The following is a 17,029-nucleotide window of genomic DNA, read 5'->3' on the forward strand; positions in this document are numbered from 1 at the left end:
CAGGTGGGAGCGGGTTTACCCGCGAAGAGGCCGGTGCAGTCTCCGCAAATCCCCATCTCCGGCACGGCTATTGCTTCACCGCTGGCAACATACCGTTTTTATGACGGTTAGCCACGCGAGAGAGCACGATGCCCCAGGCCGCCCAAGTAACTCGAGCCCCCGATCAGCAGGGGCGGACCCCGGTCGAGCAGGACAGCCGCCAGGGTATCGAGCAAGCCTTTGCCCTGTTCAATCAGGTGTCCAGTCAGCTGAGCCAGTCCTACAGCATGCTCGAAGCCCGGGTCAGCGAACTCAAGGGCGAGCTGGCAGTGGTCAGCGCCCAGCGCATCGACGAACTCAGCGAAAAGGAACGCCTGGCCAACCGCCTGCAGAACTTGCTGGACCTGTTGCCCGGCGGGGTGATAGTGATCGATGGCCAGGGCCTGGTACGCGACGCCAACCCGGCCGCCTGCGAGCTGCTCGGCGAGCCATTGATCGGCCAGTTGTGGCGCCAGGTGATCGCCCGCAGCTTTGCCCCGCGCAAGGACGACGGCCATGAAGTTTCGCTACGCGACGGCCGCCGCCTGTCGATCGCTACTCGCTCGCTGGATGCCGAGCCCGGCCAGTTGGTGCTGCTCAATGACCTGACTGAAACCCGTCGCCTGCAAGACCAGCTGGCGCGCCATGAGCGGCTGTCCTCCCTGGGGCGCATGGTCGCCTCGCTCGCGCACCAGATCCGCACGCCGCTGTCTGCGGCCATGCTCTACGCCAGTCACCTGGCCGATAGTGAAAAAGACCTGTCGGTGGAAACCCGTCAGCGTTTTGCCGGCAGCCTCAAGGAACGCCTGCATGAACTGGAGCATCAGGTCCGCGACATGCTGGTGTTCGCCCGTGGAGAGCTGCCCCTGGTTGACCGGTTGACGCCCAAGGCGTTGTTCCAGGCGCTGCAGCAGGCGGCCCAGGTCCATGTTCAGGGGCATGCGGTGCGTTGGCAGTGCGACACCCACCTAGGGGAGTTGCTGTGCAACCGTGACACCTTGGTCGGTGCCTTGCTCAACCTGATCGAAAATGCCTTGCAGGCCAGTGCCGAGCCGGCGCGGCTCAAGGTGCACCTGTATCGCCGCGGGCAGAGCCTGCACCTGAGTGTCAGCGATGCTGGCTGTGGCATCCCGGCAGAGCTGCTGGCGCGGCTGGGTGAACCCTTCCTGACCACCAAGTCGACCGGTACCGGGCTTGGCCTGGCAGTGGTCCAGGCGGTGGTGCGGGCGCACCAGGGCAGTTTGCACCTGCGCTCCAGGCCTGGACGTGGCACCCGTGTTCGCGTGGAGTTGCCGCTGATCGTTGCTGCTGCGGGGGAGGGTGCGTGATGGAGATCAAAGTGCTGCTGGTCGAAGACGACCGCACCCTGCGCCAGGCGCTGGCGGACACGCTCGAGATCGGCGGCTTCGCCCATCACGCCGTCGGCTCGGCGGAAGAGGCGCTGCACGCCGTGGCCCGGGAGCCCTTCAGCCTGGTGGTCAGTGATGTGAACATGCCGGGTATGGATGGCCATCAGTTGCTGGCGCAATTGGGTCGCAATCACCCGCAACTGCCGGTGCTGCTGATGACTGCCCATGCGGCGGTCGAGCGCGCGGTTGACGCGATGCGCCAGGGAGCGGTGGACTACCTGGTCAAGCCGTTCGAGCCCAAGGCGTTGCTCAGCCTGGTCGAGCGGCATGCCGCCGGCCAACTCGGCGCAGGCGACGACGCGGGGCCAGTGGCCTGCGAGCCGGCCAGCCGACAGTTGCTGGAATTGGCGGCGCGGGTTGCGCGCAGCGACTCGACCGTGCTGATCTCGGGCGAGTCCGGCACTGGCAAGGAAGTGCTGGCGCGCTACATCCACCGGCAGTCGCCGCGGGCAGAAGCGCCGTTCGTGGCGATCAACTGCGCGGCAATCCCCGACAACATGCTCGAGGCCACGCTGTTCGGCCATGAAAAGGGGGCCTTCACCGGCGCCATCGCGGCTCAGGCCGGCAAGTTCGAGCAGGCCGAAGGCGGCACCTTGCTGCTGGATGAAGTGTCGGAAATGCCGCTGGGGTTGCAGGCCAAGCTGTTGCGCGTGTTGCAGGAGCGCGAGGTCGAACGCGTCGGCGGGCGTAAGCCCATCGCCTTGGATATCCGCATTCTCGCCACGACCAACCGTGATCTGGCGGGTGAGGTGGCGGCGGGGCGCTTCCGCGAAGATCTTTACTATCGCCTGTCGGTATTCCCCATGGCATGGCAGGCCCTGCGCGAGCGCCCGGCCGATATCGTGCCGCTGGCCGAGCGCCTGCTGGCGCGCCATGCCCGCAAGATGTGCCATGCCCAGGTGCGCTTGTCTGCCCAGGCTCAGGCTTGCCTGCAGGCCTATGCCTGGCCGGGCAACGTGCGTGAGCTGGACAACGCCATACAGCGCGCGCTGATTCTGCAGCAGGGTGGTGTGATCGAGGCGGCGGATTTCTGTCTGGCCGGCGCCATTCCGTTGTCGCCTTCGAGCGAGGCCACTATTGCGCCATCATGCCTGGAAACAGGCGCCGAGGCGGGTGGATTGGAAGGCGACATGCGCCGTCACGAATTCCAGATGATCATCGACACCTTGCGCGCCGAGCGCGGGCGTCGCAAGGAAGCTGCCGAACGCCTGGGCATCAGCCCGCGTACGCTGCGCTACAAGCTGGCGCAGATGCGTGACGCAGGGTTCGATGTCGAGGCCAGCCTGTTCGGCTGAGGCGTTGATTTGAAAGGTTTGCGGGCTGTCTGGCACTGCTCTTGCTAGTTTCAGCCCATTCGCTGCATGAGTGTCAAAAAAATGCGGCCGCCGGAGAGAGAAGTCCATGACCCAAGGTGTTGAATTCAATCGTCTGATGCTGGATATGCGTGCCATGCAGGCCGATGCCATGTCCATGCCCAAAGCGGCTGCCGCCCCTGAGCTGGCGCCTGGGCAAAGCAGTTTTGCCGACATGCTCGGCCAGGCCATTGGCAAGGTGAGCGAGACGCAGCAGGCCTCCACTCAACTGTCCAACGCTTTCGAAATCGGCAAGAGCGGCGTCGACCTGACCGATGTGATGATCGCTTCGCAGAAGGCCTCCGTGTCGTTCCAGGCACTGACCCAAGTGCGTAACAAGCTGGTGCAAGCGTACCAGGACATCATGCAGATGCCGGTTTAAGGCGAGAGTTGATTCATGGCCGAAGCAGTCGTCGATAACGCCCCCGCAAAAAGCGGCCCGCCAGCAGCCAAGCCGCCGCTGTTCGGCCTGTCGTTCCTGGAAAACATCTCGCAGATGCCCATGCTGCGTCAGGTTGGCCTGCTGGTCGGCCTGGCCGCCAGCGTGGCCATCGGCTTCGCCGTGGTGCTCTGGTCGCAGCAGCCGGACTACCGGCCGCTGTACGGCAGCCTGGCGGGCATGGACACCAAGCAGGTCATGGATACCCTGGCCTCTGCCGATATCCCCTACACCGTTGAGCCGAACTCCGGCGCGCTGTTGGTCAAGGCCGACGATCTCTCCCGTGCGCGCCTGAAGCTGGCCGCCGCCGGCGTAGCGCCAAGCGACGGCAACGTCGGCTTCGAACTGCTCGACAAGGATCAGGGCCTGGGTACCAGCCAGTTCATGGAGGCCACCCGCTACCGCCGTGGCCTTGAAGGCGAACTGGCGCGCACCGTGTCCAGCCTCAACAACGTCAAGGCTGCCCGCGTGCACCTGGCCATCCCGAAAAGCTCGGTGTTCGTGCGTGACGAGCGCAAGCCAAGCGCTTCGGTGCTGGTCGAGCTGTATCCGGGGCGTGCCCTGGAGGCCGGTCAGGTAATGGCCATCGTCAACTTGGTGGCCACCAGCGTTCCGGAACTGGACAAGTCCCAGGTGACCGTGGTCGACCAGAAGGGCAACCTGCTCTCCGACCAGTTGCAGGACACCGCGCTGACCATGGCCGGCAAGCAGTTCGACTACAGCCGCCGCATGGAAGGCATGCTCACCCAGCGCGTGCACAACATCCTGCTGCCGGTGCTGGGCAACGACCGCTACAAGGCCGAAGTGTCGGCCGACGTCGACTTCAGCGCCGTCGAGTCCACCTCCGAGCAGTTCAACCCCGATCAGCCGGCGCTGCGCAGCGAGCAGTCGGTCAACGAACAGCGCGCCAGCAGCCAGGGCCCGCAAGGCGTGCCAGGTGCGCTGAGCAACCAGCCGCCGGCAGGCGCCAGTGCGCCTGAGAATGCCACGGCTGCTGCAACCCCCGCCGGCGCCATCCAGCCCGGGCAGCCGCTGGTGGATGCCAACGGCCAGCAGATCATGGACCCGGCCACCGGCCAGCCGATGCTGGCGCCGTACCCGTCCGACAAGCGTCAGCAGTCGACCAAGAACTTCGAACTGGACCGTTCCATCAGCCACACCCGTCAGCAGCAGGGTCGGCTGTCCCGCCTGTCGGTGGCAGTCGTAGTGGATGACCAGGCCAAGGTCGACGCCGCCACCGGCGAGACTACTCGCACGCCCTGGGGTGCCGAGGACCTGGCGCGCTTCACCCGCCTGGTGCAGGACGCGGTGGGCTTCGATGCCAGCCGTGGCGACAGCGTCACCGTCATCAACGTACCGTTCGCCGCCGACCGTGGCGAGCAACTGGTCGACATTCCGTTCTACTCGCAGCCGTGGTTCTGGGACATCGTCAAGCAGGTGCTGGGCGTGGTGTTCATCCTGGTGCTGGTGTTCGGCGTGCTGCGTCCGGTGCTCAACAACATTACCGGTGGCGGCAAGCAGGCTGCCACAGACAGCGACATGGAGCTGGGCGGCATGATCGGTCTGGATGGCGAACTGGCCAACGACCGCGTCAGCCTGGGTGGCCCGACAAGCATTCTGTTGCCGAGCCCGAGCGAGGGTTACGAGGCACAGCTCAACGCAATCAAAGGCCTGGTGGCCGAAGACCCGGGCCGCGTGGCCCAGGTCGTGAAAGAGTGGATCAACGCCGATGAGTGACAACCGAGCCGTTACCGCCAAGCTGAGCCGCGTCGACAAGGCGGCCATCCTCCTGCTGTCGCTCGGCGAGACCGACGCCGCACAGGTCCTGCGCCACATGGGGCCGAAGGAAGTGCAGCGGGTCGGTGTGGCCATGGCGCAAATGGGCAATGTGCACCGCGAGCAGGTCGAGCAGGTGATGAGCGAGTTCGTCGAGATCGTCGGCGACCAGACCAGCCTGGGCGTGGGTTCCGACGGCTACATTCGCAAGATGCTCAATCAGGCACTGGGTGAGGACAAGGCCAACGGCCTGATCGACCGCATTCTGCTCGGTGGCAACACCAGCGGTCTGGACAGCCTCAAGTGGATGGAGCCGCGTGCCGTGGCCGACGTCATCCGTTTCGAGCACCCGCAGATCCAGGCCATCGTGGTTGCCTACCTCGACCCTGACCAGGCCGGCGAGGTGCTGAGCAACTTCGACCACAAGGTGCGCCTCGACATCGTCCTGCGCGTGTCGTCGCTCAATACCGTACAGCCTGCGGCGCTCAAAGAGCTCAATCAGATTCTCGAGAAGCAGTTCTCCGGCAACTCCAACGCTGCCCGCACCACCCTGGGCGGCATCAAGCGCGCCGCCGATATCATGAACTTCCTCGACAGTTCGGTGGAAGGTGCGCTGATGGATGCGATCCGCGAGATCGACAGCGACCTGTCGGAGCAGATCGAAGACCTGATGTTCGTCTTCAACAACCTGGCCGATGTCGACGACCGGGGTATCCAGGCGCTGTTGCGCGAGGTGTCCTCGGATGTGCTGGTGGTTTCGCTCAAGGGCGCCGACGAGCGGGTCAAGGACAAGGTGTTCAAGAACATGTCCAAGCGCGCCTCGGAACTGCTGCGCGACGACCTGGAGGCCAAAGGGCCGGTGCGGGTCAGCGACGTGGAGACCGCGCAGAAGGAAATCCTCACCATCGCCCGACGCATGGCCGAGGCCGGCGAGATCGTGCTTGGCGGCAAGGGCGCCGAGGAAATGATCTAAGCCGCCGCTCCTGTGGGAGCGGGCTTGCCCCGCGAGGCGTCCAAGCCGGCGATTGAGATTGCCAGGGCGGGCACAATCGCGGGTCAAGCCCGCTCCCACAGGGACCTGTCAAGGTTTTCGAGAAGCTCACAGCATGTCCACCACCGAACACCCCAGCGAACTGATCCGCGCCCGCGACCTCGAGGGCGTCGACGTCTGGGCGCTGCCCAGCTTCGATCCGGAGCCCGAACCCGAGCCTGAACCCGAGCCGGAAGTCATCGAGGAAGAGGTCGAGGAAGTGCCGCTGGAGGAAGTCCAGCCGCTCACCCTCGAAGAGCTCGAGGCCATCCGCCAGGAGGCCTATAACGAAGGCTTCGCCACCGGCGAGCGCGAAGGCTTCCACAGCACCCAGCTGAAGGTTCGACAGGAGGCCGAAGTGGCCCTGGCCGCCAAGCTGGCCAGCCTGGAGCAGGTCATGCTGCACCTGCTCGACCCGATCGCCGAGCAGGACACCCAGATCGAAAAAGGCCTGGTGCAGCTGGTCGCGAACATTACCCGCCAGGTCATCGGCCGTGAATTGCGCAGTGATTCCAGCCAGGTCACCCATGTCCTGCGCGAAGCCCTCAAGCTGTTGCCAATGGGCGCCGACAACATCCGCATCCACCTCAACCCTCAGGACTTCGAACTGGCCAAGGCCCTGCGCGAGCGCCACGAAGAAAACTGGAAGCTGCTGGAAGACGAGGCTCTGCTGCCGGGTGGCTGCCGCATTGAAACGGCGCACAGCCGCATCGATGCGACCATGGAAACGCGTATCGAGAAAGCCGTGGCGCAATTGTTCGACCAGTCCCATGACCAGTTCCTGCACCCGGCGGCGCCGGACATCGCGGTCGAACTGGATGTGCAGGCGGGTGGCAACGATGCGCCTTGACCGCACCAGCTTCGGCAAGCGCCTGGCGGGTTACAACGATGCGGTGCGCTTGCCCGACCAGCCGGTGGTGGAAGGCCGCCTGCTGCGCATGGTTGGCCTGACGCTCGAGGCGGAAGGCTTGCGCGCGGCCGTCGGCAGCCGCTGCCTGGTGATCAACGACGACAGCTATCACCCGGTACGGGTCGAGGCTGAAGTCATGGGTTTTGCCGGTAGCAAGGTGTTCCTGATGCCGGTAGGCAGCATTGTCGGCCTCGCCCCCGGCGCGCGCGTGGTGCCGCTGGACGACGGCGGCCGCCTGCCCATGGGCATGAGCATGCTCGGGCGGGTGCTCGACGGCGCCGGGCGGGCGCTGGACGGCAAAGGCGGCATGAAGGCCGAAGACTGGGTGCCGATGGACGGTCCGGTCATCAACCCGCTCAATCGCGACCCGATCAGCCGGCCGCTGGATGTCGGCATTCGCAGTATCAATGGCCTGCTCACCGTCGGCCGCGGCCAGCGTCTGGGGCTGTTCGCCGGTACCGGTGTGGGTAAGTCGGTACTGCTGGGGATGATGACCCGTTTCACCGAGGCCGAGATCATCGTGGTCGGGCTGATTGGTGAGCGGGGCCGTGAGGTGAAGGAGTTCATCGAGCACATCCTCGGTGAAGAGGGACTCAAGCGTTCCGTAGTAGTGGCCTCGCCGGCGGACGATGCGCCCTTGATGCGTCTGCGCGCGGCGATGTACTGCACGCGCATCGCCGAGTACTTCCGCGACAAGGGCAAGAACGTCCTGCTGCTGATGGACTCGCTGACCCGTTTTGCCCAGGCGCAGCGCGAGATCGCCCTGGCCATCGGCGAGCCGCCAGCCACCCGTGGTTATCCGCCTTCGGTGTTCGCCAAGCTGCCCAAGCTGGTGGAGCGGGCCGGTAATGGCGAGGCGGGCGGTGGTTCGATCACCGCGTTCTACACCGTGCTCTCCGAGGGTGACGACCAGCAGGACCCGATCGCCGACTCGGCGCGCGGTGTGCTCGACGGCCACTTCGTGCTGTCCCGGCGCCTGGCCGAGGAAGGTCACTATCCGGCCATCGACATCGAAGCTTCGATCAGCCGTGTCATGCCTCAGGTGGTCGACGCCGATCACCTGCGCCAGGCGCAGAAATTCAAGCAGCTTTGGTCGCGCCTGTCGCAGAGCCGTGACCTGATCAGCGTGGGCGCCTATGTCGCCGGTGGCGATCCGGAGACGGATCTGGCCATCGCGCTGCAGCCCAAACTGGTGGACTTCCTGCGCCAGGGCCTGCAGGAGAACGTCGGCATGGCGCAGAGCCGCGAACAGCTGGGCGCGATCTTCGTGCCGCCGGCAGGCTGATAGGCCATGGCCCAGCCTGGTCGAGCAGCGCGCCTGGCGCCCGTCGTGGATATGGCCGAGGAGGCCGAGCGCAAGGCTGCCCAGCGCCTGGGGCATTTCCAGCAGCAGGTGGTGCAGGCGCAGGCCAGGCTCGACGAGCTGGCGCAATTTCGCGAGGGTTATCAGGCGCAGTGGATAACCCGGGGCGGGCAGGGTGTCGACGGCAACTGGCTGCTCAATTACCAGCGCTTTCTCGGCCAGCTGGAAACCGCCATGACCCAGCAGCGCCAGAGCCTGAACTGGCACCAGAACAACCTCAACAACGCCCGCAACATCTGGCAGCAGGCCTATGCGCGGGTCGAAGGGCTGCGCAAGCTGGTGCAGCGCTATATCGATGAGGCCCGTCGGGCGGAAGACAAGCGTGAACAGCGGCTGCTCGACGAACTGTCGCAGCGCTTGCCGCGGCACGGGCCGCTTTAGCGGCGGTCTCCAAGCCCATTGCGGGGCTTTGCGCATCCCGCTCATTGCGGTTTGCAGCATGGGCCTGTGGCTGCTAAACCTTCAGGAGCCGCATTCGCCATCATCGAAGGAATCGCTCGCATGGCAGTCGAAACCGATTTTTCACAGGAAGGGAAAAAGCTGACGATCAAGGTCAAGGGTCGCTTCGATTTCGGTAAGCATCAGGAATTCAGGGATGCTTACGAGCGTCAGCGCCTGCGGCCGGAGACGGTGGTCGTCGACTTGAAGGACGCCACTTATCTGGACAGTTCGGCGTTGGGCATGCTGCTGTTGCTGCGTGACCACGTGGGCGGGGACGACTCGGACATCCGCGTGGTCCATGCCAGCCCGGATGTGCGCAAGATCCTGGCCATCTCCAACTTCGACAAGCTGTTCGATATCGGTTGAGCGCGGCCATGCCTGCCGAACAGGCGTTGACCGTACTGGTCGCCGAGGACGGTGCCGCAGATCGTATGTTGCTGGCGCAGATCGTGCGGCGCCAGGGCCATGAGGTATTTACCGCCGAAAACGGTGAGCAGGCAGTGGCGCTGTTTGCCGAGCGCCGGCCGCAACTGGTCTTGCTCGATGCCTTGATGCCGGTGATGGATGGCTTCGAGGCCGCGCGCCAGATCAAGGCACTGGCCGGCGAGGCGTTGGTGCCGATCATCTTCCTGACCTCGCTCAACGAAGAGCAGGCGCTGGTGCGCTGCCTGGAAGCCGGTGGCGACGACTTCATGGCCAAACCCTACAGTGCGGTGATTCTCGCCGCCAAGATCCGTGCGATGGACCGTTTGCGGCGCCTGCAGGCCACGGTCCTGGCGCAGCGTGACGAAATAGTCCGGCATCACCATTACCTGCTCAACGAACAGCGAGTGGCCAAGGCTGTGTTCGACAAGGTCGCCCATTCCGGTTGCCTCAACGCATCGAACATTCGTTACCTGCAGTCACCCTACGCGCTGTTCAATGGCGATCTGCTGCTGGCGGCGTTCACCCCGGCCGGGGACATGCATGTGCTGCTGGGCGACTTCACCGGCCATGGCCTGCCGGCGGCGGTCGGCGCCATGCCCCTGGCGGAGGTGTTCTACGGCATGACCGCCAAGGGTTACGGGCTGGTCGAGACGCTGCGTGAAATGAATGCCAAGCTCAAGCGCATCCTGCCGGTGGACATGTTCTGTTGTGCGCTGCTGCTCAACCTGAGCTTTCAGCGCGGTACCGTGGAAGTGTGGAATGGCGGCATGCCCGATGGCTACCAGCTGTCCGCCGAGGGCGAGGTGCTGGAGGTGCTGCCTTCGCAGCATCTGCCGCTGGGTATCCTTTGCCCCTCGAAATTCGATGACACCACGCAGGTGATGCCCCTTGCCGTTGGCGAACGCTTGCTGTTGCTGTCCGATGGCGTGGTCGACAGTGGTGACGGGCAGGAGGGCTTGTTCGGCGTGCAGCGGCTGCGTGAGGTGCTGGCAGCCAATCGGCAGCCGGCGCACTTGCTCGATGAGGTCATGGGCGCGTTGCAGGCCTTCGGCGGGCAGTCGCGGGATGACATCAGCCTGTGCGACATTCGCATGCTGGCGCCAGAGCAGGTGGTGCCGCAGGCCATGGTCTATTCCGATAGCGGGCGCTCGAGCCCGCTGGAGTGGTCGTTGAACTTCGAGTTGCGCGGTGAAAGCCTCAGGCGCTTCAACCCGGTGCCTTACCTGGTGCAACTCTTGCTGGAAATCCACGGCCTGAGGCCGAGCAGCGGCAAGTTGCACAGCGTGCTCAGCGAGTTGTACTCCAACGCCCTGGAACACGGTGTGCTGGGGCTCGACTCGCGGCTCAAGTGCGACTCGCAGGGCTTTGCCGAGTACTATCGCCAGCGCAGTCAACGCCTGGCCGAACAGTTGCAGGGTTTCGTCGGTATCAGCCTGCGGGTGGAACCGCGCAGTGAAGGCGGCCGTCTGATGATCGAGGTCCGCGACAGCGGTGCAGGGTTCGATGTGGCCAAAGTGCTTGCCCGTCAACCGCACGAGCAGGGCTTGAGTGGCCGTGGCCTGAGCCTGGTGACCCGTCTGGGGCACCGCGCCCGCTGGCTGGAAGGCGGGCGATTGGCGCGAGTGGAGTTCGATTGGTGAGCCCGGGGTTCTCCGGGCTTGGATGTGACAAGGCTTGATCAGGGAGTGAGCAAGTGGTGGACATGCATATCGATCACAAGGTGCTGCATGACCTGCGTGAGGTCATGGAAGGTGGCTACCTGCAATTGCTGGAAACCTTCCTGGAAGACTCCGAGCGGCGCCTGAGCCAGTTGCACAAGGCCAGGGATGCCGCCGAGCTGGGCTTGGCGGCGCACAGCTTCAAGGGCAGCAGCAGCAACATGGGGGCTGTCGAGTTGGCGCGGCTTTGCCAGCAACTGGAGGAGCGCGCACGGCAGGTTCCGTTGTATGGCATAGAAGACCTGATCAACCGTATTGACCAGGAGTATCAGGCCGTCGAGCTGTTCTATCGCAGTGAAAGCCAACGCATTTCAACTGACTGAGGGTGTTCTGGCGCGAGTTTTGCCTGTCTTTGCCCATTCGATTTTTTTGAGTTTCGGCGCGGAGACCTTTTCTATGCCTGTCGCACCCAATCCATTGTTGCAAACTGGCCTTGCGAGCAGCGCCTCGCGCCCGACCGCCAGTGTGGCGGACAAATCGCCGAAGGCGGCGGATGGCCGGGGTGCCGGCTTCGATCAGGTGATGTCCAGGCAGGGCCGCGACAGCGTTCCCGCCCGTGACGACAAGGCCAGCCAAGGCCCTGCGCAAGCAACCGCCAGCAATAAGCCGGCGGCGGTGGCCGGCGGCAAGAAGGAGTCTGCCGCCTCGAAAGACGTTGCCGATGACGGCAATAACTTGCCAGCGACCCTCCCGGATGGCAGCGCCACAGCTGAAACCACCGATACCGCTGATACGACGATCATTGATGCCAGCCTGGTCGCAGGCCAGGTCACCGATGCCCAGCCGGGTGCCCAATTGATCCAGGCCCAGGCCGAGGTGGTCGCGCCGGTGTTGCAGGCAGCCCAGCAACCAACGCTGCAGCCTGCGCCGCCCGTGGCAGAGGCAAAGGTATCGGCACCGGTGGCCGAGTTCGACCCTGATGCCGACCCGCTCGCCGACATGCCGACCCTGCGTCTGGCCCTTGAGCAGAGCGCCAAGGCCCAGGGAACGACCTCGGCCCATGCCAGCACTGCACGCGCCGACACGAGTCAGCAACCTGCCGAGCCTGACCCGATTGCCGTCAATACCTTGGCGAATATGGTCGGCAAGGCGGAGCCCGAGCCCGGGCATGCCGAGCAGGGCGACAAGGCATTCGCCGGGCTGCTGGATAGCGGCCTCAAGGACCTCAAGGGCGCCAGCAGCGACACGCGCGTGGATGACTTTGCCGATCGCCTGGCCAACCTCACCCAGGCCGCTACCCCCAAGACCGCCAATGCCGTGCCGGTAACCCCCAGCCCGCTGCAACAGCCGCTGGCGATGAACCAGGGTGCCTGGACCGAGGGCCTGGTGAACCGCGTCATGTACCTGTCCAGCCAGAACCTCAAGTCGGCGGATATCCAGCTTGAGCCTGCCGAACTTGGCCGCCTCGACATCCGGGTCAATGTGGCGGCGGACCAGCCCACGCAGATCCACTTCGTCAGTGGCCATGCCGGCGTGCGCGAGGCCCTCGACAGCCAGGTCCATCGCCTGCGTGAGCTGTTCACCCAGCAGGGCTTGGCCCAGCCTGACGTGAGTGTTGCCGACCAGTCCCGTGGCCAGCAGCAACAGCAGGCCCAGCAGGACGCTTCGAACCTGTCCGGCGTGGCGGCCCGTCGTGCCGCTGCCGCGGGCGAGGGTGGTGAACTGGCCGATGCCGGCCAGCCGGTGGAGCAGCAGGTAGTGGTGGGCGACAGCGCGGTCGACTACTACGCCTGATGCTTTGCACGCCCCCTGTAGGAGCGGCCTTGTGTCGCGAACAGGCCGCTCCTACAAGGGGCGTGCGGCATGCTCCCGACAAATCTGGCATAACACTTGCTCAAGCCACGTCATCCTTCTTTGAAACCGCGATGGACGACGGATTATTGGCATGGCGAAGAGCGACGCAGTGAAAGACCCCGCCACTAAAGGCAAACTCAAGCTGATCCTGCTGCTGGTGCTGGCCCTGCTGCTGGCGGTCGGCCTGTCGGTGGGCGCCACCTGGTTCTTCATGAACAAGGGCGCATCCGCTCCGGCGCCGGACCCGGCCCTGGCCAACGTCAAGCCGGCGGCGATCTACGAGCCGCTGGCACCGGCCTTCGTGGTCAACTTCAACCAGAATGGCCGCCAGCGCTACATGCAGGTGAGCATCACCATGCAGGGCCGCAGCCAGGCCGACCTGGACGCGCTCAAGGTGCACATGCCGGTGATCCGCAACAACCTGGTCATGATGTTCTCCGGGCAGGGCTTCGACACCCTCGCCAGCAGCCCGGTAGGGCAGGAGATGCTGCGCCAGAAAGCCACCGCGGTGGTTCAGGAAGTGGCGCAGAAAGAAGTCGGCAGGCCGGTCGTCGACCAGCTGTTGTTCACCAATTTCGTATTGCAGTAGGAGCACATAGATGGCCGTGCAGGACCTGCTGTCCCAGGATGAAATCGACGCCCTGCTGCATGGGGTGGACGATGGTCTGGTACAAACCGAAAGTGCCGGCGAGCCCGGCAGCATCAAGAGCTACGACCTGACCAGTCAGGACCGTATCGTCCGGGGGCGCATGCCGACCCTGGAAATGATCAACGAGCGTTTCGCCCGCTATACCCGCATCAGCATGTTCAACCTGCTGCGTCGCTCCGCCGACGTGGCGGTGGGTGGCGTGCAGGTGATGAAGTTCGGCGAGTACGTGCATTCGCTGTACGTGCCCACCAGCCTCAACCTGGTCAAGATCAAGCCGTTGCGCGGTACCGCGCTGTTCATCCTCGACGCCAAGCTGGTGTTCAAGCTGGTGGACAACTTCTTCGGCGGCGACGGCCGCCACGCCAAGATCGAGGGCCGTGAGTTCACCCCCACCGAGCTGCGCGTGGTGCGCATGGTGCTGGACCAGTGCTTCATCGACCTCAAGGAAGCCTGGCAGGCGATCATGCCGGTCAACTTCGAGTACATCAACTCCGAGGTCAACCCGGCCATGGCCAACATCGTCGGCCCCAGCGAGGCGGTGGTGGTATCGACCTTCCACATCGAACTGGACGGCGGTGGCGGCGACCTGCACGTGACCATGCCGTACTCGATGATCGAGCCGGTGCGCGAGATGCTCGACGCCGGTTTCCAGTCCGACCTGGACGACCAGGACGAACGCTGGGTCAAGGCCCTGCGCGAGGACGTACTGGACGTGGCCGTACCGGTGTCAGCCACCGTTGCCCGGCGCCAGCTCAAGCTGCGCGACATCCTGCACATGCAGCCTGGCGATGTGATTCCGGTGGAGCTGCCCGAGCATCTGGTGTTGCGCGCCAATGGCGTGCCAGCGTTCAAGGCGCGGTTGGGTTCGCACAAGGGCACCCTGTCGCTGCAGATCATCGACCCGATCGAGCGCCGCTGACGGCGGGCCGGTCGCTTTAAACGTATTGAAAGGTTGTCGAGGAAATCATGGCTAACGAAAACGAGATCAACTCCCCAGAGGAACAGGCGCTGGCCGATGAGTGGGCTGCAGCGCTCGAGGAAACCGGCGATGCCGGCCAGGCGGACATCGATGCACTGCTCGGTGGCGACAGCGGCGCCAGCAACCGCCTGCCGATGGAAGAGTTCGCCAGCTCTCCCAAGCCTAACGAGCATGTCAGCCTCGAAGGCCCGAACCTGGACGTGATCCTGGACATTCCGGTGAGCATCTCCATGGAAGTGGGCAGCACCGAGATCAACATCCGCAACCTGCTGCAGCTCAACCAGGGTTCGGTGATCGAGCTCGACCGCCTGGCTGGCGAGCCGCTGGACGTGCTGGTCAACGGCACCCTGATCGCCCACGGCGAGGTGGTGGTGGTCAACGAGAAGTTCGGCATCCGCCTGACCGACGTGATCAGCCCCAGCGAACGTATCAAGAAGCTGCGCTGAGTGAAGCGCATGGTGCGGGCCGTTTCGGCCCTGGCGGCGCTGCTGGCCAGTGAAGCGGTGATTGCCGTCGGCGAAACGGCTGCGGCGCCCACAGCTGTACCGGGTGGCCTGGGGGCGCAATTGGCGCAGATGGTCTTCGGCCTGCTGCTGGTGGTGGGGCTGATCTTCTTCCTGGCCTGGCTGCTGCGGCGCATGCAAGGCAGCGCGCAGCGCGGCGCCCAGGTGATCGAGATCGTCGGCAGCCGCGCCATCGGCCCGCGCGACCGGTTGCTGCTGGTGCAGGTCGGCAAGGAGCAGATTCTTATCGGCCATACGCCGGGCAGTATCGAAGCCCTGCATGTCATGGCCGAGCCTGTCGAGGTGCCCGCAGCGGCACGCCAGGCCACGCCGGAGTTCGCCCAGCGGCTGCTCGAGCTGATGGGCAAGGATCAGAAGGACAAGAAGTGATGATGGGCGCCCTGCGCATGCTGTTCACCCTGGCGCTGCTGCTGGCTGCGCCATTGGCCCTGGCCGCCGACCCTTTGTCGATACCGGCCATTACCCTGTCCAGCGGGGCGGACGGGCAGCAGGAGTACTCGGTCAGCCTGCAGATCCTGCTGATCATGACGGCGCTGAGCTTCATTCCGGCGTTCGTCATCCTGATGACCAGCTTCACCCGCATCATCATTGTCTTCTCCATCCTGCGTCAGGCGCTGGGCCTGCAGCAGACCCCGTCCAACCAGGTGCTCACCGGCATGGCGCTGTTCCTGACCATGTTCATCATGGCGCCGGTGTTCGACCGGGTGAACAAGGACGCCCTGCAGCCGTACCTGGCCGAGCAGATGACTGCCCAGCAGGCGATCGACAAGGCCCAGGGGCCGCTGAAGGACTTCATGCTGGCGCAAACCCGGCAAAGCGACCTCGACCTGTTCATGCGCCTGTCCAAGCGCACCGATATTGCCGGCCCCGACCAGGTGCCGCTGACCATCCTGGTCCCGGCCTTCGTCACCTCGGAGCTCAAGACCGCGTTCCAGATCGGTTTCATGATTTTCATCCCGTTCCTGATCATCGACATGGTGGTCGCCAGTGTGCTGATGGCCATGGGTATGATGATGCTGTCGCCACTGATCATTTCGTTGCCGTTCAAGATCATGCTGTTCGTGCTGGTCGATGGCTGGGCGCTGATCATGGGTACCCTGGCCGGCAGTTTCGGCGGTGTCTGACACCCAAATGGAGAGCCTGACATGACGCCAGAAGTCGCAGTCGACCTGTTTCGTGACGCGTTGTGGCTGACCACGCTGATGGTGGCGGTGCTGGTGGTGCCGAGCCTGCTGGTCGGCCTGGTGGTGGCGATGTTCCAGGCTGCCACCCAGATCAACGAACAGACCCTGAGCTTCCTGCCACGCCTGCTGGTGATGCTGATCACGCTGATCGTCGCCGGGCCTTGGCTGGTGCAGAAATTCATGGAATACATCACCGGGCTGTACACCAACATCCCGCACCTGATCGGTTGACGCCGCCATGCTGGAGTTGACCAACGCGCAGATCGGCACCTGGGTCGCCACGTTCATCCTACCGCTGTTCAGGGTGACGGCGGTGCTGATGACCATGCCGATCTTCGGCACCAAGATGCTGCCGGCCCGGGTTCGCCTTTACGCGGCCGTGGCCATCACCGTGGTGATCGTGCCGGCCCTGCCGCCCATCCCCGAGTTCGAACCGCTGAGCTTGCGCGGCCTGCTGCTGTGCGCCGAGCAGGTCATTGTCGGGGCGCTGTTCGGTTTTTCTTTGCAGCTGTTGTTCCAGGCCTTCGTGATTGCCGGGCAGATCGTCGCGGTGCAGATGGGCATGGCCTTCGCCTCGATGGTCGACCCGGCCAACGGCGTCAACGTCACGGTGATCAGCCAATTCCTGACCATGCTGGTGAGTGTGCTGTTCCTGTTGATGAACGGGCATCTGGTGGTGTTCGAGGTGCTGACCGAGAGTTTCACCACGCTGCCGGTGGGCAGCGCCCTGGTGGTCAATCACTTCTGGGAGATGGCCGGGCGCCTGAGCTGGGTGATGGGCGCCGCACTGCTGCTGATCCTGCCGGCGATCGCCGCGTTGCTGGTGGTCAACATCGCCTTCGGCGTGATGACCCGTGCCGCGCCCCAGCTGAACATCTTCTCCATCGGTTTCCCGCTCACCCTGGTGCTGGGCATGGGGATCTTCTGGGTCGGCCTGGCCGACATTCTTTCTCATTACCAGGCACTGGCCAGCGAAGCGCTGCAGTGGCTGCGTGAACTGGCACGGGCGCGCTGAGC

General features: G+C 64.5%; 19 protein-coding genes. All 19 read left to right on the forward strand.

Features of this window, described 5'->3' with window-relative positions:
• The first annotated feature begins 128 nt into the window (after window positions 1–128).
• Window positions 129–1,346: a sensor histidine kinase gene (locus tag RTH46_RS04705; protein WP_316905138.1), complete on the forward strand. Its 1,218-nt coding sequence runs from the start codon at window positions 129–131 to the stop codon at window positions 1,344–1,346.
• Window positions 1,346–2,722 carry a sigma-54-dependent transcriptional regulator gene (locus tag RTH46_RS04710; RefSeq protein WP_279845502.1) on the forward strand — a complete coding sequence of 459 codons (1,377 nt, stop codon included), beginning with the start codon at window positions 1,346–1,348 and terminating at the stop codon, window positions 2,720–2,722. The genes RTH46_RS04705 and RTH46_RS04710 overlap by 1 nt, the downstream gene beginning before the upstream one ends.
• A gap of 106 nt (window positions 2,723–2,828) precedes the next feature.
• On the forward strand, window positions 2,829–3,161 hold the full coding sequence (gene fliE, locus RTH46_RS04715; RefSeq protein WP_110991860.1) for a flagellar hook-basal body complex protein FliE: 333 nt from the start codon (window positions 2,829–2,831) through the stop codon (window positions 3,159–3,161).
• Window positions 3,162–3,176: 15 nt separating this feature from the next.
• Window positions 3,177–4,955 (forward strand): flagellar basal-body MS-ring/collar protein FliF, encoded by a 1,779-nt coding sequence (fliF, locus tag RTH46_RS04720; protein WP_153787277.1) that lies wholly within the window; start codon window positions 3,177–3,179, stop codon window positions 4,953–4,955.
• Window positions 4,948–5,967, forward strand: a complete 1,020-nt coding sequence (gene fliG, locus RTH46_RS04725) for a flagellar motor switch protein FliG (RefSeq protein ID WP_110991858.1) — start codon at window positions 4,948–4,950, stop codon at window positions 5,965–5,967. Before fliF ends, fliG begins: the two co-directional genes overlap by 8 nt.
• Window positions 5,968–6,100: 133 nt before the next feature.
• On the forward strand, window positions 6,101–6,874 hold the full coding sequence (fliH, locus tag RTH46_RS04730) for a flagellar assembly protein FliH (protein ID WP_316905139.1): 774 nt from the start codon (window positions 6,101–6,103) through the stop codon (window positions 6,872–6,874).
• Window positions 6,864–8,219, forward strand: a complete 1,356-nt coding sequence (gene fliI, locus RTH46_RS04735) for a flagellar protein export ATPase FliI (RefSeq protein ID WP_153787275.1) — start codon at window positions 6,864–6,866, stop codon at window positions 8,217–8,219. Before fliH ends, fliI begins: the two co-directional genes overlap by 11 nt.
• A gap of 6 nt (window positions 8,220–8,225) precedes the next feature.
• On the forward strand, window positions 8,226–8,678 hold the full coding sequence (gene fliJ / locus RTH46_RS04740) for a flagellar export protein FliJ (protein WP_110991855.1): 453 nt from the start codon (window positions 8,226–8,228) through the stop codon (window positions 8,676–8,678).
• 120 nt (window positions 8,679–8,798) lie between these two features.
• Complete coding sequence (locus RTH46_RS04745) at window positions 8,799–9,104, forward strand: STAS domain-containing protein (protein WP_110991854.1); 306 nt, start codon at window positions 8,799–8,801, stop codon at window positions 9,102–9,104.
• Between the two features lie 8 nt (window positions 9,105–9,112).
• Complete coding sequence (locus RTH46_RS04750; RefSeq protein WP_279845465.1) at window positions 9,113–10,804, forward strand: fused response regulator/phosphatase; 1,692 nt, start codon at window positions 9,113–9,115, stop codon at window positions 10,802–10,804.
• Between the two features lie 53 nt (window positions 10,805–10,857).
• On the forward strand, window positions 10,858–11,205 hold the full coding sequence (locus RTH46_RS04755) for an Hpt domain-containing protein (protein WP_153787273.1): 348 nt from the start codon (window positions 10,858–10,860) through the stop codon (window positions 11,203–11,205).
• Window positions 11,206–11,278: 73 nt separating this feature from the next.
• On the forward strand, window positions 11,279–12,616 hold the full coding sequence (locus tag RTH46_RS04760; protein WP_153787272.1) for a flagellar hook-length control protein FliK: 1,338 nt from the start codon (window positions 11,279–11,281) through the stop codon (window positions 12,614–12,616).
• A 151-nt stretch (window positions 12,617–12,767) separates the two neighbouring features.
• Window positions 12,768–13,265, forward strand: a complete 498-nt coding sequence (fliL, locus tag RTH46_RS04765) for a flagellar basal body-associated protein FliL (protein WP_110991850.1) — start codon at window positions 12,768–12,770, stop codon at window positions 13,263–13,265.
• A gap of 10 nt (window positions 13,266–13,275) precedes the next feature.
• Window positions 13,276–14,244, forward strand: a complete 969-nt coding sequence (gene fliM, locus RTH46_RS04770) for a flagellar motor switch protein FliM (RefSeq protein WP_110991849.1) — start codon at window positions 13,276–13,278, stop codon at window positions 14,242–14,244.
• Between the two features lie 47 nt (window positions 14,245–14,291).
• Complete coding sequence (gene fliN, locus RTH46_RS04775; protein WP_125464967.1) at window positions 14,292–14,750, forward strand: flagellar motor switch protein FliN; 459 nt, start codon at window positions 14,292–14,294, stop codon at window positions 14,748–14,750.
• Window positions 14,751–14,759: 9 nt separating this feature from the next.
• Window positions 14,760–15,197: a flagellar biosynthetic protein FliO gene (gene fliO / locus RTH46_RS04780; RefSeq protein ID WP_371923645.1), complete on the forward strand. Its 438-nt coding sequence runs from the start codon at window positions 14,760–14,762 to the stop codon at window positions 15,195–15,197.
• 2 nt (window positions 15,198–15,199) lie between these two features.
• Window positions 15,200–15,952, forward strand: a complete 753-nt coding sequence (gene fliP / locus RTH46_RS04785) for a flagellar type III secretion system pore protein FliP (RefSeq protein ID WP_110991958.1) — start codon at window positions 15,200–15,202, stop codon at window positions 15,950–15,952.
• Window positions 15,953–15,973: 21 nt separating this feature from the next.
• On the forward strand, window positions 15,974–16,243 hold the full coding sequence (gene fliQ, locus RTH46_RS04790; protein WP_110991846.1) for a flagellar biosynthesis protein FliQ: 270 nt from the start codon (window positions 15,974–15,976) through the stop codon (window positions 16,241–16,243).
• A 7-nt stretch (window positions 16,244–16,250) separates the two neighbouring features.
• A complete protein-coding gene (gene fliR / locus RTH46_RS04795; RefSeq protein WP_110991845.1) occupies window positions 16,251–17,027 on the forward strand; it encodes a flagellar biosynthetic protein FliR in 777 nt (258 codons plus the stop codon).
• The last annotated feature ends 2 nt before the right edge of the window (window positions 17,028–17,029 follow it).

The sequence above is a fragment of the Pseudomonas sp. zfem004 genome (assembly GCF_032621715.1).
Lineage (GTDB): Bacteria > Pseudomonadota > Gammaproteobacteria > Pseudomonadales > Pseudomonadaceae > Aquipseudomonas > Aquipseudomonas sichuanensis.